Origin of the sequence: Bacillus sp. ISL-41, assembly GCF_018613235.1 — a bacterium.
Taxonomy (GTDB): Bacteria; Bacillota; Bacilli; order Bacillales; family Cytobacillaceae; genus Mesobacillus.
On record NZ_JAGGQP010000023.1, the window covers coordinates 156,761 to 172,717 of the forward strand.

At 36.6% G+C, this 15,957-nt stretch carries 11 protein-coding genes; all 11 read left to right on the plus strand.

All coding sequences use genetic code 11. From position 1 onward, the window contains the following. Nucleotides 1-788 precede the first annotated feature (788 nt). The 11 genes from J7I80_RS11535 (at nt 789) to J7I80_RS11585 (ending at nt 15,583) form a co-directional block, all read left to right on the plus strand. Nucleotides 789-989: a cold-shock protein gene (locus J7I80_RS11535; RefSeq protein ID WP_026694123.1), complete on the plus strand. Its 201-nt coding sequence runs from the start codon at nt 789-791 to the stop codon at nt 987-989. 238 nt (nt 990-1,227) lie between these two features. Beyond that, a complete protein-coding gene (locus J7I80_RS11540; RefSeq protein ID WP_251027722.1) occupies nt 1,228-1,548 on the plus strand; it encodes a ribonuclease E inhibitor RraB in 321 nt (106 codons plus the stop codon). Nucleotides 1,549-1,563: 15 nt separating this feature from the next. Further along, entirely contained in the window at nt 1,564-2,271 is a 708-nt protein-coding gene (locus J7I80_RS11545; RefSeq protein WP_214738508.1) for a M48 family metallopeptidase, read from the plus strand. Nucleotides 2,272-2,752: 481 nt separating this feature from the next. After that, nucleotides 2,753-3,457, plus strand: a complete 705-nt coding sequence (locus tag J7I80_RS11550; RefSeq protein ID WP_214738509.1) for a hypothetical protein — start codon at nt 2,753-2,755, stop codon at nt 3,455-3,457. A 375-nt stretch (nt 3,458-3,832) separates the two neighbouring features. Further along, complete coding sequence (locus tag J7I80_RS11555) at nt 3,833-4,093, plus strand: hypothetical protein (protein ID WP_214738510.1); 261 nt, start codon at nt 3,833-3,835, stop codon at nt 4,091-4,093. A gap of 424 nt (nt 4,094-4,517) precedes the next feature. Next, nucleotides 4,518-7,058 carry a GTPase gene (locus J7I80_RS11560; protein WP_214738511.1) on the plus strand — a complete coding sequence of 847 codons (2,541 nt, stop codon included), beginning with the start codon at nt 4,518-4,520 and terminating at the stop codon, nt 7,056-7,058. A 7-nt stretch (nt 7,059-7,065) separates the two neighbouring features. Beyond that, nucleotides 7,066-8,781 (plus strand): GTPase, encoded by a 1,716-nt coding sequence (locus tag J7I80_RS11565; protein ID WP_214738512.1) that lies wholly within the window; start codon nt 7,066-7,068, stop codon nt 8,779-8,781. Between the two features lie 378 nt (nt 8,782-9,159). Then, nucleotides 9,160-11,049, plus strand: coding sequence for a MotA/TolQ/ExbB proton channel family protein (locus J7I80_RS11570; RefSeq protein WP_214738513.1), 1,890 nt, complete (start codon nt 9,160-9,162; stop codon nt 11,047-11,049). After that, a complete protein-coding gene (locus J7I80_RS11575; protein ID WP_251027723.1) occupies nt 11,046-11,717 on the plus strand; it encodes an OmpA/MotB family protein in 672 nt (223 codons plus the stop codon). The genes J7I80_RS11570 and J7I80_RS11575 overlap by 4 nt, the downstream gene beginning before the upstream one ends. After that, nucleotides 11,714-12,919: a hypothetical protein gene (locus J7I80_RS11580; protein ID WP_214738514.1), complete on the plus strand. Its 1,206-nt coding sequence runs from the start codon at nt 11,714-11,716 to the stop codon at nt 12,917-12,919. Before J7I80_RS11575 ends, J7I80_RS11580 begins: the two co-directional genes overlap by 4 nt. A gap of 3 nt (nt 12,920-12,922) precedes the next feature. After that, nucleotides 12,923-15,583 (plus strand): DEAD/DEAH box helicase, encoded by a 2,661-nt coding sequence (locus J7I80_RS11585; RefSeq protein WP_214738515.1) that lies wholly within the window; start codon nt 12,923-12,925, stop codon nt 15,581-15,583. Nucleotides 15,584-15,957: the final 374 nt, after the last annotated feature.

Sequence of the window (15,957 nt, forward strand, 5' to 3'; positions counted from 1 at the left end):
TTACGAACGTTTGAAGTTTCATCAAAAAAACTCGATAAAATAGTCACTTGATTTTTGCAATCCTGATTCACACTGGCACGGACTAGGAGCCGTAAGGATGAAAGAGAGGTAGGGCTTTCATTGTTTTAGGGATACAATTTATTATTTAAGTCATTATTCAAGAAAAAAACAATCAAATTCACCTCTGTCTTTAAGGATTTTTCGCGTCTACTGAGACAGTGAATAGTAATTGTTTAGCTTCCTTACGTAAAAGAGAAAAACGAATTGGTATCACCATATGGTCCACTACAAAAAGGGAGTGGCATCAATTCGAATAGGTCAGTCAGAAGAGAGAATTCATTTTAATAAATAGCTGTTTCCGAAAAATTGTGGTTAAAATCCTAAAGCCGATTTTAACGTGGTAAAACGCTATATTGTAGGTCGGTATCAAGTGTGCAAGCTCTTTTCTCATAATAAGCTTTCATTTTGTGAGGAAACATAGGTCATTCCATCCTATTTTTGTAGTCAATAGCAACAAAGTTTGAGAAAAGAGCCAATAAATAGTGATATCAACCTAAAAGCAGAGGGATTCAGTTTTTGAATCCACTGCTTCTTTTATTGCGATCGACTTTCATCGCATTTGAACCGTAACGTTCACATCCAACTAAAGTCCCTTGCAATTTTTCCTAAATCTTGTTATTCTTAGGTAGAATTATTTTTGTTCGGTGTAAAGTTCGACTCTTCGTTCTAATGATCACTTTGGGCAAGGATAGTAATACAATGTGCATTAGCACTAGGAGGCAACAAACATGGAACAAGGTACAGTTAAATGGTTTAACGCAGAAAAAGGTTTCGGATTCATCGAGCGCGAAGGTGGAGAAGATGTATTCGTTCATTTCTCTGCAATCCAATCTGAAGGCTTCAAATCATTAGACGAAGGTCAAAAAGTTACTTTCGACGTTGAGCAAGGTGCACGTGGACCTCAAGCTGCTAACGTTCAAAAAGCTTAATTTTGATATAGCATACCGAAACAGACTCCAAAAGGGTCTGTTTTTTTATTTTCAAAAATAAAGCAATAAAAAACCCTGCTCAACGAACGAGCAGGGGCATGGTACCGGTAAGTAAAAAATTTAAAGCAAAAGGTTATTTACATTATAACATAACAATCTCATAATCAAATGATTAGCAGAAATTTAGCAAGTGCATGATAATGACAACATAGAATGCACACAAATGGAGGAATGGATGATGAAATTTCCAAATGACGCGGATGGAGAAGCATTGCGCAGTTTGTTTAATGAAGGTGTAAGTTTTAAAAAGCCGCAGCCAGTCGAGTTTTTTATAGCTGTGCCGGATAAGGCAACTGGCGAGAAGCTTCTGAACGTATTGAAGGAAGAAGGCTTTCATGGCTTACTCGATCAGGATGATGAGACAGATGAGTGGGCTTGCAGTTGCTCGAAAAGGATGCTCCTTAACCATAGCGAGTTAAAAAAAGTGCAGGAAAAGCTGGATAAAATAAGCAAGCCTTACGGCGGCCATTCTGATGGCTGGGGAGTATTCATAGAATAAAATTCAGGTGATGACATGCTACATACTTTTTTAGGTGAAACAATCGGGTATGATGTGATATATAAAAATCGTAAAACAATCGGCATTTATATGGATTTGTACGGCCATGTCGAAGTCCACGCTCCTAAGGGGACCTCAGATGCAAGTGTGCTTCAAATCTTAGAAGGCCAATGGGACTTGATCCTGCAAAGGGCGAAGGAAATGAAAGAGCGGGCCTCAGCCGGTAGGGAAAAAGAGTACGGACCAGGCGGACAATTTCTATATTTGGGGAAGCTCTATCACATTCTGATTTCCCAGGATGCAGATATCGAAAAAGACAATGCCGTGTTTGAGGCAGACACGCTCCATGTATACGTGAAAGAGCAAAATGAAGAGAGCATCAAACAGGCTTTGAAGCGATTTTACTATCAGCAGTGCAAGGCATTTGTCGAAAAACGGGTTAAATTTTATCAGAGCGAATTCAAAATGAAGCCGCGCTCGATTCGAATCACGGACAGTAAGACGAAATGGGGAACGTGTGATTCCATGAGGAATTTGACATTCAATTGGAGGCTGTCCATGGCACCAATGGAAGTGATTGATTATGTTGTCGTCCATGAAATGTGCCATATGGTCCATATGAATCACGACCGTTCATTTTGGCGGCTTGTCGGAAAAATCATGCCTGAATATGAACGGTGTGAGCGCTGGCTCGCTGTGTCGGGGTGGAGGATGGAGGTTTAGTGTAGCGGGGGTGACAGATCCTCTCAGCGGAGCAAAAAACTTCAAAAATATTATCCTTATACTAAAAAGGGATAGATGAGCATTCTCTTCTGTTGGAATCGGTAAGTTACATCATCCCCTTCCTCATGTTTATATTCATACTGGCATTTGGAAAGAAGCTTGCTTCCAACAAAGTATTCCCGGAGCAAAATCAGATACATTCTATGTCATGTTCCACCTTGGAAACGTGGGGAAGGTTCTTCCATTTCAGTGGATAGCATATTTTAACAATTTATGAAACGCCAGAACCGTCCATGTGTTTCTCTAAACCGAGTGAAGCATCAATTCGAATCGTTCAGTCAGAAGAGAGAATTCATTTTAAAAAATAGTGATATCAACCTAAAAGCAGAGGGATTCAGTTTTTGAATCCACTGCTTCTTTTATTGCAGAAAGAGTTGAAACCTTTATAGGAATTTTTCGTAAATCTATAGAGGTGACTTCAATGATTGAATTAATATTGCTCTTTGTTCTGTTATTGCTTACAGCGATTGCTCGATATATCGTATTTGGTGCATTCGAGCCGCTGATGTTTGCGATAATTTTGCTGCTTCCAGTAGGCTCGCTTGCTATTTATAAGATCAGTAAAAGGTTTGCAGAAAAAGAGCGTGCTTATCAGCCGAAAAATATTGAAGGCTGGTCATTTTACAATATCCAAAAATCATTATCCATTCAGAAACCTCTTTTTAAAGGGCAAGTTCAAAGAGGATACGTAAAACGTTACTTTCAGCAAAAATGGAAATATATCTTTGGTGATCTGTTCGGTTTTAACTGGTACCTTTCATTAGAAATTAAAATTGACGATGATGTATACGATGTTCGATGGTATCGTGAAAAATGGTTCACTCAACAGGATCAATGGAGAATCGATAAAAATGGGAAAATCATCGGTAAAGCCCAAACGCAAGTTAATCTAAAAAATGCAATGAAATTAAATGAAGTGATTATGTATAGCTTCTTTGACACTACCTTTATGTCATCTGCCATGACAATCACATCCACCATTTCACTAACTGAAGACGAAGTGCTGCTCGGCACTATGAAACGCAACCATATCATTAGCAATGTACAGGTATTAGAATTACAGGAAGAAAAGTCGGAATATCTCCTCGCGTTGATTCTTCATTCCTATTTTTTCAAAAATAAATAAGGGGAAACGTGGGGACGGTTCTTCTGTTTCAGTAAATTACATATTTTAACAATTCATGAAATGCCAGAACCGTCCCTGTGTTTTTAAAGAACGAATCGACAATGAAATTAAAACATTGAAGCTTTCAAATCGTGTTTTTATAGATTATACGATGGGGGTAAACACTCTACTTTTATCGGAACGAAAAGAAGATGAAACTAAAATCCTCCTTCCAAAGGATATATACACATTCATTAAACATAACCCTAATGATTACTTAGAGGATTTCAAAGCACAATTGTTAAGTTTGAATTTTACGGTTCCGCAGATTGTGTCCTAGATATTAAAATAAAGATAACTAGGTCAGCAATAGAAGGAGAGGAAGATACCGATAGGATGTACTTGGCTGGTTGGAGAAAAGAGCATAGTATCTATATTCCTATAACTGTATTAAACCCTCATGGAAGTAGAGAATTGTTAAAATTGGAAGTAGAATATTCCACATTGCTTCAAGAACGGATAAAATTTGTGAGTGATATGATTACAAGAAGTGAAAGTTATACTCTAAAAGAAAATGGACACGAACAAGTTATTTACGAGCGTGACTTAATAAATGAGTACTACATTTTACCTGGAAATAAAGGAAGCAGTAATTAAGGTTATTTTAACAAACACAGTGAGAAGCATGGGGACGTTGAACTGCACCCCAATTGTTAGACCCACCTAACAATTGGAGGTGTAGTTTTTTATTATTCAAACGAATAGCTAAATACTTTTCCACTTAGGCAATACATATTCAAAGAAGCAAACGTCCCTTTGCTTCTTTGAATACCTTGAGTCTAACTAGTCTGATGAATTTTATAAGTTTAAGAAGAAAAGATTCATCAGGTTATTGATACATGCGTAAAAGGGGAGAAAATTAAAAAGGACTTGTCACCATTTCAATAAATAGATTGGGGACAAGTTCTTTTTCATATAGAAGGGCATGGGTCAACTACACATCTTTTAATGGGATCCTCGAGAGGGACAAAAGGACTTCCCGTTAACATCCGAAATTTGTCGATTTTAAAGAGGTTGGCTGTTGTATAATGGTAAAAGGGTACAAACTTTTACAGGATATTACAAAATATGCAGATATGATGAGTTGAGTGGAGGGTTCTTCTTGTTGAACACTGACGTACTTTATTTCCTTTCTCACTTGATTGTTACTGGTGAACAGGTTGAAGAGAGGCAATTAAGTATTTTTAAGGTTTTTTTAAATCAGTTGGATTTAACTGAAATAGGAAAAACAGAAATAGAGAAAATCTTAACGAATGATGATAATAAATTAACTTTAAATGAAATAATCCAAAACCTTAAAGGGGCCAAAGACCTTCAGGAATTAGCTTTACAGGTTGGTGTAACAATATCTTTAGTTACAGACCTATATGGCGAAGATGAAGAAGTATTTTTTGAAATGGCCAGGAAGTTATGGGGAATAAGTAAAGCAAAGTATAAAGAATTTGAAAGAGCGGCTGAAGAGCTTATCTCAGAGTCCGCGGACCAATGCGGAATAATAAAGGCTCATGTAAGCTTGTCACATCCTTGGTTCGCAATTTTGATGGAGGTTATCAATAATCAGGACCAAATGCAGATGGCACTGGATAAACAAATTTTATTTAGTGAATCTGAGTATAAGAAAGCAATTGAATATTGTAAGGGAATTGCTAAAGAGGATTATGATTATGCATCCCCTATTCTTAATGAACATCGTATGGTCCTCGAAGAGATATCTTCTTATATTAAGAAGATATTAGAAAAAATAGATGATCAAAAAAATGATATTTTAAGTGTGAAAGACTCAATAAGAGATATGGAGCAACAAATTAATCAATTAGTTGAAGGACAATTAGAGGAAGTAGCCAAAACTATGCAAAAAAAGAGAAAGGCTATGGACCATTTCACGATTTCCTTCATGGGTAAGACTAAGGCTGGGAAGAGTACCCTGCACTCCATCATTACGGGTAGAGGGAAAATGGAAATTGGTGAAGGTAAACAACGGACAACACGTTACAATAGAATATACACATGGAACAACATTCGAATCATAGATACGCCTGGTATTGGTGCTCCGGGAGGGAGAAGCGATGAGGAGATTGCTGAAAGTATTATTGATGAAAGTGATTTAATTTGCTATCTCGTGAAAAATGATAGTGTACAATCTGCTGAGTTTAACTTTTTAAAAGCGATTAAAGAGAAAAATAAACCCATAATCATCCTTTTAAATGTAAAAGAAAATCTTGACCAACCTGCGAAATTAAAGAGATTTCTACATAATCCAGAGCATATTTATGAAAGAAAGGATTCGAAGTCGCTGGAAGGACATATAAATAGGATCCGGCGGTATGCAGAAGCGCATTATCCAAACAATGAGTTTGCTATCATTCCGGTTCAATTATATGCAGCCATTCTCTCAAAAGACGAATCCTTCAATGAGCTAGAACGAAAAATATTATATGAAGGCAGTCATATAGAGTATTTTTTTAATGCTATACGCTTATCAATCATCAAGGAGGGCCATATTCGGCGCAGCCAAACAATCCTGGATGGCCTTATCTATCCGGTACACTCCTCTTATAAAGTGCTTAACGAGCATCTCAAGGCTTTTAACACTTTGTCGAGCAAACTAAAAACGTTACAAGAAAGCAATAGTAAGAAGCTTCAAGAAATCAGGGAAACCTATCAAAATCGAATTGGACAAACAATAGAAAAAGAGTTTGGGAAGTTGGAGGATAAAATTAGCTCCTTTGCAACAAACCATTACCATATGAAAAAAAGTGAGTTAGAAAAAGAATGGAGCAAACTGGTAAAGTCCATTGGGATTGAAAGAAGTTTAAAGTCAAATATAGAAGAGGTATTTTCTAGATATATAGCAGATATTGAGCAATATTTGAAAGAAATGGTTGAAGACCTCTCCTTCACGAGCGAAAGGAGCGTCAAAGGTATAGATGTGAAAATGCCAAACTTATTTGATACCAAACGCTTTTTTGCTTATCTAGCTGGTGCTGGATCTATTCTAATGGCAATAGCGCCGTTTTTAACTTTATCAGGACCAATTGGATGGGCCGGATTCGCTATATTTGCTATAGGAACAGGATTATCCTTCTTGTTTAAATCCAAAAAAACAAAGATTAAAGAAGCGATAGATAATTTAACTAAGGGGTTGGAGGAAAGTGTAAAAAAACAGAAGCGAGAAGTCAAACAAGATACCCTTTTACAATTCAGTAAATCGCATAACCAACTTTCACATAATATCGAAGAATATCAAAATTCTTTGATATCGGCACTGGATAAGACGATTGCCATCTTATCCGGATCGCAGGGACTGATCCAACAGCAGGAAATGAAATTAAATAAAGCATTTGGTTATAGACTGCTGAATGCTCATTTACCTCGCAATAAAATCCACTTTAAACTAAATGATGATTTAATCAATGAGGAGGTCATGGGAGTGGATAGAGACTTTGGGAAAAACATGACAATTAGGACCTCTTCTATTTTAGATGAGGAAATTCAACAAGCATTGAGCCAAACAATCCAGGAGCAAATAGTGATAGTGCCTAATTATATCAAGAAAGGGTGATTGATTTATGGATACAAATTATTCATTGTTAATTGAAGATGTAGGCCAAAATTTTACGCAACTATCCAAGAACACTATTGATCTATTAAAAGAAAGTGGCGGCCCCTATGAAAAGTATGCTGATAAATTGGAAAGCGTTCTTGCTGAAGTGGAAGAAAATTCATTATTAAAGATCGCCTTAGTCGGCCAATATAGCGCTGGGAAATCATCGATCATCTCAGCATTGACAGGAAATAAAGAGATTAAGATAGATGCAGATATCGCGACAGATATCCCGCAAGATTATTATTGGAACGGTGTTATACTTACAGACACACCTGGGCTATATACTGAAAGAAAAGACCATGATGCAAAGACATATGAAGCGATCAAATCATCAGATTTATTGCTTTATGTTTTAACTAGCGATTTATTTGATGATATTGTATTAGACAATTTCATCAAACTGGCTTTTGAAGAGGCTTACAGGAATAAGATGATGTTAGTTGTAAATAAGATGTCCCTTGAACGTGGCGATTTTGATGTATTAAGAAAAAATTATATTGAGACTTTGGAAAATTCTCTTCAGCCTCACACTCTCGAGGAATTCAAACCTGTCTTTATAGATGCAGCAGATTATATTGAAGGTATTGAAGATGATTTTGAAGATTTAATTGAAACAAGCCATTTTGATGATTTGAATACGGCCATTAATCAATTTGTTTATGAAAAAGGGTTATTAGGGAAAATGGATACTCCGATTAGACAGGCGATATCTGAAATAGGAAAAGCCTTAACCGAAAATGACACGGAGGGATCCAAGGAATTCTTCTTACTCCTTGAACGAATTGAAAATAGAGTAAAGCAAAGCATTGAAAAGTCACAAAACAACCTTAATTTCATTACGAGTGACTTGCGTTCCGACATTGTCTCTCTAGGAAATCAATTGACATCAATGATTGGTGCAGAAAAAGTAGATTTTGAAGGGGAACAAAAAATAATCGAGGCGAAATTAAAAAAGAGGATAGAAGAGGCAAATAATGAATTAGAGGAAATGCTTAAGAACGAAAGGGATGAATTAACAAAACAAATACAAGATATATTAGCAAGTGATTTAGCTGACTCTTTTTTTGCAAGTGTAGACATTGGATCTGAGCATATTAAAGCAGGTAACGTTAATATAAAAGATTTTTCTAACCTTCATAAAAACTTTAAAGCTATCAATACAGTTGTAGAAAAAGCTACAGGCGGCATATTAAGGCTATCCACTAAAGGAGCTAGTGGCTTTGTGAAATCAACTGCCGTAAGTGGAACGGAACTTCATAAAGGTATTTATCAAGTAGGAAAGTTTTTTGGTCATTCCTTTAAGCCTTGGCAAGCTGTAAACGCAGCAAAATTTCTAACGAATGTAGCTAAAGTAGCGGGTCCAATCCTCGCAGTAGCAGGAGTATTATTAGAAATTACAGGACATGTAAAAGAAGAACAAAATCTTGGAAAAGTTTTGCAAGCAAAAAACGAATGTTCTAGTTCATTTGTATCATTGGCTAAATCAACCCAGGAACAATTTCAGAAACAATTCGATGAATACAAGAATAATACCTACAATTCAGTATTAGAAGAAATATCGAATCAACGGAAAGAAGCAACATTACAAAACCAGAATGTTTCTTCAATAAATCAGAAGCTTCAAGCCAATTTAAACCAATTTGAAGTACTGATCGAGAGGTTGGGAAGTTCAAACTAATGTAAAAGTGTCTCGGAAGATATCACGATATTTAAATCAGTTGGGGCGGCTCATTTGATTTAGCTGTGGCTAAGGGAGTTTTTGAGAAGGCAAAGAGTATCAATGAAGGTGAAGAGATCAATCTATAAGACTACCAAAGTAGAATCGACATCCTCTGTACATGTGATTTATTGGGATGGCCGGACTGTGGAGATAAGCAATTTGCTTGTCTCTTTTTTTATCTGGATGAAAAAAGTCTCCACTCCTACTTAAGGGGATACGAGAATTTCCCCTGTTGCTCCCTATAAAAATATCCACAACTTGGCTTTTAAATCTACTAGTTACTAGTAATTGGGAATGATAAAATAGATAAATAGGTAGATCTGTAGGGGGTATAGTATGTTTGCTCTATTTGAGAGTATTTATAACTGGATTAATAATATAGGATTAAATAGTTTTACAAGTGGGTTTCTTTTCTTTCAAGTTGCTTTTTTCGTAATGTATTTATTATTGCATTATTATATGGAAAAAGAAAATATCAAAGCGATGAAATACATTAGAACTGAATTAAATAATCTGGATTCTTCTTTGAATATCAAAGAACTAAATAAGGAAATAAATAAGATCTTTGGAAAGTTAAAAGAAAACAATCCTTATCGAATGCAGTGGGAGCGTTATTTCAGTCGAGTGAGAAAAGAAAACTCGATTGATGAGAAAATTCGAGTAGAACCATTCTTCGGATATGATGTAATGCACGATACTCTTGGTAAAAGAAACATTTTAGATAACGGTAGTGGAATTCATGTTTCACTAGGGGTACTCGGAACCTTTATTGGATTGGCAATTGGGCTTTCTGGTTTAAATATGGCTGACCCTGATCTATTAAGAGAAGGGGTTTCGGGACTAATAGGTGGAATGAAGACAGCTTTTTACACATCTGTTTTAGGGGTAGTTTTTTCAATTCTATGGATATTTATAGATAGTCTAATAACTCGTCAAAGAAATAAAGATATTGAGTGGCATATCAATAAGCTTCATTATTTCCTCAATGCTGACGACGAAGAAATTTTCTTGAATCGCCTGGAGAAGATTCAACAGCATCAGACTGAACAAATGAAAACGTTATTAACCGATGCTTTGGAAAAAGCGATGGTACCTTTTGTCCAAACTATTGAAAAAGGGAATCAAGAAATTACACATCAAATGAAAGAGCAAAATGAAACATCGCTTGAGCATCTGCATCTTATGAAAAATCAAAGTGAGGACATGGCTAACCGAATTATGGATGGAGTAAGTGAGTCAATGAATGAATCGATTCATGAGTTCTCTCAAGTACTTCGTTTAGCTCAAGAAAATCAGGATCGAATGAATTCATTATTAGAAAATACAGTAGAACAATTTAATCAAGCTGCCGAATCAAATTCAAACATGATCCATAAAACAGAAAACATGGTTTCCACATTTACTAATCTTTCAGAACAAATGGACGAAACACAGCGTAATTATTCATCTGCTCAAGAAAACTTATTAAATGCTATAAATGACATAGGAAATATCCAATCAATGATGGTTGAACATACAGCAACACAAAAGGAAATGATTTCTCATCAGCAGAGCTTTATGTCTAAATCAGACGAGTTGGTGAATCAGTTCGTGGCCTTTGGAGACCGCATGGCAGAAGTTCAAAATTCTATGATTGAGACTTTAGTTGAAAAAACCGACATGGTTTCAAAGCGTTTCGAAGAATTATCGAACGAGCTTGTCGAAGCCTCCAATAATCAAAAAGAAGCTTCCAGAGATTCAGCTGATTTTATGGAGAGAGCAAAAGTTGCAATTGCCGAGCTTGTTCCGTTGAGCGAATCTCTAACGACTACAATCAATGGTTTAAGTGAATTAGCTGAATCAATCGTGGAAATGAAGGATATGCAAGAAGAAATGATTCCAAAGCTGGACTCTTGGAATACAGCATTAGTTGAAGATATGCGTAGATTTATGACAGTAACTTCTGATCACTTAAATGGAGTGACACAGCAAACAAGATACTCAAGAGAACAGTGGGAATCTGCTGCCAAGCACTTTGAATCCATCAAAGATGAGCTTAATTCTACCATGATCAGCTTTAAAGATAATATGAATCAAGGTGTCAGCGAAACTTTTAAACTATTTGATGAAGAATTACGTGAGGCGGTTGTTCATTTCAAATTAATGGGTGAACAATACAAAAACTCAGTAGAACATTTAACAGAGTATGTCAATCAGATTGAAGAGAAGGTTGAGCAAGGCGTATGAGAAGAAGACGGAAAGAAACAAATTACTGGATGAGTTACGCAGACTTAATGAGCGCGATGTTGATGGTATTTGTTTTGTTACTATCTGTGATTATTCTTGATTATAAAAGTGATATGGATGAAAAGCAGCGTCAGATCGATGCGGTGACGAATGTAAAAAATAATATAATTGCAGATTTAACTGAAGAATTTAAAGGGTCTAATATGAATATTGAAGTTGATCCTCAGACGGGAGCTATACGATTTCCAGGGAATATCCTATATGAAGTCAATTCTTCAGACCTTTCACCAGAAGGAATCAAGTTTTTAAGAGAATTTGTTCCTAAATACTTCGGAATCATTTTACAAGAGAAGTTCAGAGAGGATATATCCTCCATTATTGTTGAAGGGCATACTGACCAAGCTGGAAGTTACTTATACAATTTGGATTTATCACAAGCTCGAGCTTTTTCTGTTGTTCAAGAAATCTATGACGAAAACTTTGTGGACTTTCCTGAAAAGGATCTCTCTAAAGACTACTTAACTTCGAATGGTCGATCGTTTATGGTACCTATTAATAATCCTGACGGAACGTATAACCCTGATAAATCAAGACGTGTGGAATTCTTATTTCGTTTGAAAGAAGAAAAGCGAATTGAAGAGCTTCAAAAGTTGGTGAGTGAAGATTGAGATATTTTTATAAACCAGTTCTTATTACTGAATGGGTTGACCGTGAAATTAAAGAGAGACGTAGATTACCTTTCAATACAGAAAAATTCAGATCCTTAATTGCGGAACTTGAAGTTCAAACAAAAATATTGTTGGAAGAGTCTTTTGATCGTTTTAAAACTTGGCTAGATAGACTTAGTCCTGAGAAGTTGCTGGCTTTTACTTTTATCATTCCAAAAATCCAAAACATGATGGCGGTTCAATACCTCGTTCATAAGCTAAATCTTTTTTCTAAAAGGGACATGCGGGTATTTGATTACGCCCTTCATAGTACGTATCATAACAATGTGTTTGATGAGACCTGGGATATCGCAAAGGAAGCTTATAGCGAGAGAAAAGAATCTATAACTTTAGGCTGGTCTAAAGATAAAATTCTGTTGTGGGATCTTCTCATGGAAGATGGAAGACCGATTAGTAAACAAATACATCAATATGCGTCAAGGTATGAGTTTGATAAGCTCATAGAATTTTTAATGGTAGAAAAAGGCCATCTCTTTTACCAAGATTTATTATTTAACATGTTTGTTAATGGAACAACATCTTTATATAAAGCCTATCAAACTGAATTTATTGAGTATTTTAGAAGAGCGGATAACACCAAACGTCAAATGTTGGCGGAAGGGTTTATTCGTTCTCAATCATGTTATGAAGTCACGGATATTAGTGATGAGATCTTTAGTAAACTCCAAACTCATGTGAAGTCTCCGATGAAATGGTTTGATGTAAGGCAAAAAGAAAAAGAAGAGTTTCATAGCTGGTATATGTCCAAAGAACTGTTTGATTTCTTTGGCGAAAATCGAGAAGGTGGAGAACGCTTTAAATACTGGAAAAAATACTCGCGCAGAATCCAACGGCTCATCCATTTACCTCATGATGCTACGATTTTCATGTACTTTAGTGATGTAGTAATCATCGAAAAAATGACAGGAGGAGCTATATATATTTATGACAGAAGCTGGTTCGATGACAAATTCGATGTGAAAGTTTCAATCTACGAACAATATTATAAACCTAATAGACCTGTACCGGGACCCTATAAAATTAATAGGAATGCTTTTATGGATACTACACTTAGTCACGATGAAGGTAGAATTAAACATTATTCAGGATGGCAAGAAGATGTTGATAAATACTTAAGAAATAAATTAGGTTGGGATGTGTAAAAAATGGTCAGGATTTTTCAACGATTCCAAACAAAAAAGTTAGAGATGTCGTTTCATTTAAATGGAACGGACATCTCTTTTCGTCTTTTTTTAGTCAGGGGGAAGGAACGTGATGAAATCCAAATGCCGATTCCACCTGACGCATATGGAGCCTATTTTGGTGTAGAGGGTTCAACGGAGTATGTCATTTATGAAGGATTGTCCGAGACGCAGTATTTTGAAGGCGGAAGATTGCCTGTCCATACCTACTATGATATTTTACATGATCGTGTGAAAATACAAGATGACCTAGAGCAAGAGGTCTATGCTGGATACGAAATAGATTTAAAAGAAGACCTTGCTGCTTTAAGTCTCCCAATAGTTGAAGAGCACCTGCAAGTTTTTATTCAAATGACGGGGTTATCAGGACAACAGCCAGAATTTAAAGTGACATTGAAAGACACAAAAGGTGAGAATGTCGAATTCGAATGGGATATTGAAGGTCCTTTCTTAAGAAAAAAAGACGAAGTTAAATTACTTTCAGAAGGAATATGGCAATTGTTTCAAGTCATTCATTCCGAGATAGAAGATCCTTATGAAAAGATCGCTCGCGTCCAGCACCTTGCAAAGAAATATAATTTTACACTAGATGACTTTCTAACAAGAGAAAAATATACCTTTGTTGATGGAATTGAACTTGAACCTAAACTGATAGATGAAGATACACTAAAGCTTGAGATTAAAACAGATGATGCCACTGCAGATCAATTAGTCGAGCAAAATCAGTTAAATGCTAGTATTAAAAAGGGTGATACAAGGCAACGAGTAAGGTTTGCGCCGAGAGTAGTTGAAGATATAAAGAAAATTAAACAAAAACAAGTTTTAAGAGGGGAAGAGATCCCTCAATTCGCTGAGAATCCCCACGCTTTTTTTGGAGATGCTACATTCTCATTTAATCTTGAAGACTTCTCTGAGCGAGTAAAAGGTTATGTTGTCATTCAACGTGTGCACTATTCTGTAGTAAACGGAAAACGAGTTTGGTTTAATACAGAGTCGGGTCAGCCGGTTGAAATGGATGAAGATGAAATGCGTAATCAGGTTGCCCGCGAACCGGATAAACTCTTTTACAAACAGAACAATACATACTTTTATTTAGACAAAAAAGCAAAGCAAGAACTAGGGTTTGTGGAGCAGGAGGAGAAACAGACCAAAGAAAAGATAGCTTTGGAAATTCTAAAAAATGAAGATGAATTGGAATTTAGCAAAGCCGGAACTGGTGAAAAGCGGTATAAATCCTATCCAATACCAGAGGGATTAAAAGCCAATCTTTTTGACTATCAAAAAGAAGGGTTCTTTTGGATGGCTAGTCTTGCTGAAGCTGGGAGCAATGGGCTGTTGGCAGATGACATGGGGTTAGGAAAGACGATGCAAGTAATAACTTTCTTACTTCATAGGGAGAGTCAGGGTCAACTTGCACCGACCTTAATCGTTTTGCCTAAAGCGCTTATCAATAACTGGAAGAATGAAATTGCAAAGTTTGCCCCATCGCTATCTCCATTTGTGTATATCCATAGTGGACCATCACGTCATCGAACGAAAGCGGAGCTAGAAAAAGAGAAAATTATACTAACTACATATGACACATTAAAGGGTGACCAGTTCGTTTTCGGACAAGTTGATTTCCAGAATCTAATAACGGATGAAGCGCAGAATGCGAAGAACTATGGCTCTGCTCGGTCATTAGCGTTACGTGCTATGAAAGCGAAGTTCAGACTTGCTATGACTGGGACTCCGGTAGAAAACTCACTCGAAGAACTTTGGGCGATTATGGACTTTGTTGAACCTGGAGCATTCTCGTCACTGGCGGATTTCAGAAAGCGTTATGTGAAAGAGGTAAATACAGAGGAGTTACGTAAGTTGTTGCAGCCTTATTATCTTCGAAGAACGAAAAAAGAGGTTCTTGCAGATAAGTTGCCAACAAAGCATATTAAGGAGCCATATTATCTTAGCGCCTCACGCATACAGCAGCAATTAGCTGCATCCATTGTTTCTGCCAGAAGCGGTAACCAAGCAAATATGTTAACGGCCTTAATGAATTTAAGACAAGCCTATGGACATCCATCAGCAGTTAATGATGATATAGAGCCATTAGTAAAGCACTCTCCAAAGCTTCAGAAAGTATTAGAACTACTAGAAACGGTCCAGAAACAGCAGGAAAAAGTATTGATATTTACGGAGTTCCGAAAACTACAGTCCATTCTGAAAGTAGAGATCACAAAGAAATTTAAAATACATGTTCCTATTATTGATGGAAGTACAGATAATAGAGCGGGCGTGGTAGAAGAATTTAATCACTTAGAAGGTTTCCAAGTAATGATTTTGTCGCCTAAAGCAGCAGGTGTTGGACTAACAATTACAAGTGCTAACCACGTGATTCATTTTACACGGTGGTGGAATCCAGCTGTTGAAAATCAGGCCACTGACCGAGCTTATCGAATTGGCCAAGAGAGAGATGTATATGTATATCATTTAATTACCCAAGACCCAGGAAACTTTCCGAATGGAACAGTAGAAGAGATAATGCATCAGATACTGATCGATAAGTCAGAGTTGGCAGAAGACGTCATAGTGCCATTTAATACGAAGAAGATGCAGAGTGAAGTTTGGGAGAGTGTTAAGAGGTAAGCCCAAAGACACATGGGAAAGATTCCTTGTCTCATTAGTTGGATTATATTCGGACAGCGTAACAGTCCGGAACGCAGGAAAAGTGCCTTTGTTATGAGAGTATCCATTTCAGACAGCTTCTGGAACACGGGTGATGGTTATATTTAGAGAATAATGATAATAATTGGTGTAGAAGAAGGAGGGTAGACAATTCGCTATCCTCTTTATTTTGTAACTGTAGTAAGCACAATTCAATTGAGGGATTTTTTATAACTCCATTATATCTTTTTTTCATTTAGGCATGGACTTAAGCAAGACAGATAGGGTGTTATTTCTCTCAATTCGGTTCCCTAGTGTGAGCGAGCACAGTCCCTCGTTTCATCAGGTGAAAAGAA

Coding starts and splice junctions, on each gene's coding strand:
- J7I80_RS11570 (WP_214738513.1), top strand. CDS start 9,160: ATGTTTGCTCTATTTGAGAGTATTTATAACTGGATTAATAATATAGGA.
- J7I80_RS11565 (WP_214738512.1), top strand. CDS start 7,066: ATGGATACAAATTATTCATTGTTAATTGAAGATGTAGGCCAAAATTTT.
- J7I80_RS11545 (WP_214738508.1), top strand. CDS start 1,564: ATGCTACATACTTTTTTAGGTGAAACAATCGGGTATGATGTGATATAT.
- J7I80_RS11535 (WP_026694123.1), top strand. CDS start 789: ATGGAACAAGGTACAGTTAAATGGTTTAACGCAGAAAAAGGTTTCGGA.
- J7I80_RS11555 (WP_214738510.1), top strand. CDS start 3,833: ATGTACTTGGCTGGTTGGAGAAAAGAGCATAGTATCTATATTCCTATA.
- J7I80_RS11540 (WP_251027722.1), top strand. CDS start 1,228: ATGAAATTTCCAAATGACGCGGATGGAGAAGCATTGCGCAGTTTGTTT.
- J7I80_RS11575 (WP_251027723.1), top strand. CDS start 11,046: ATGAGAAGAAGACGGAAAGAAACAAATTACTGGATGAGTTACGCAGAC.
- J7I80_RS11585 (WP_214738515.1), top strand. CDS start 12,923: ATGGTCAGGATTTTTCAACGATTCCAAACAAAAAAGTTAGAGATGTCG.
- J7I80_RS11550 (WP_214738509.1), top strand. CDS start 2,753: ATGATTGAATTAATATTGCTCTTTGTTCTGTTATTGCTTACAGCGATT.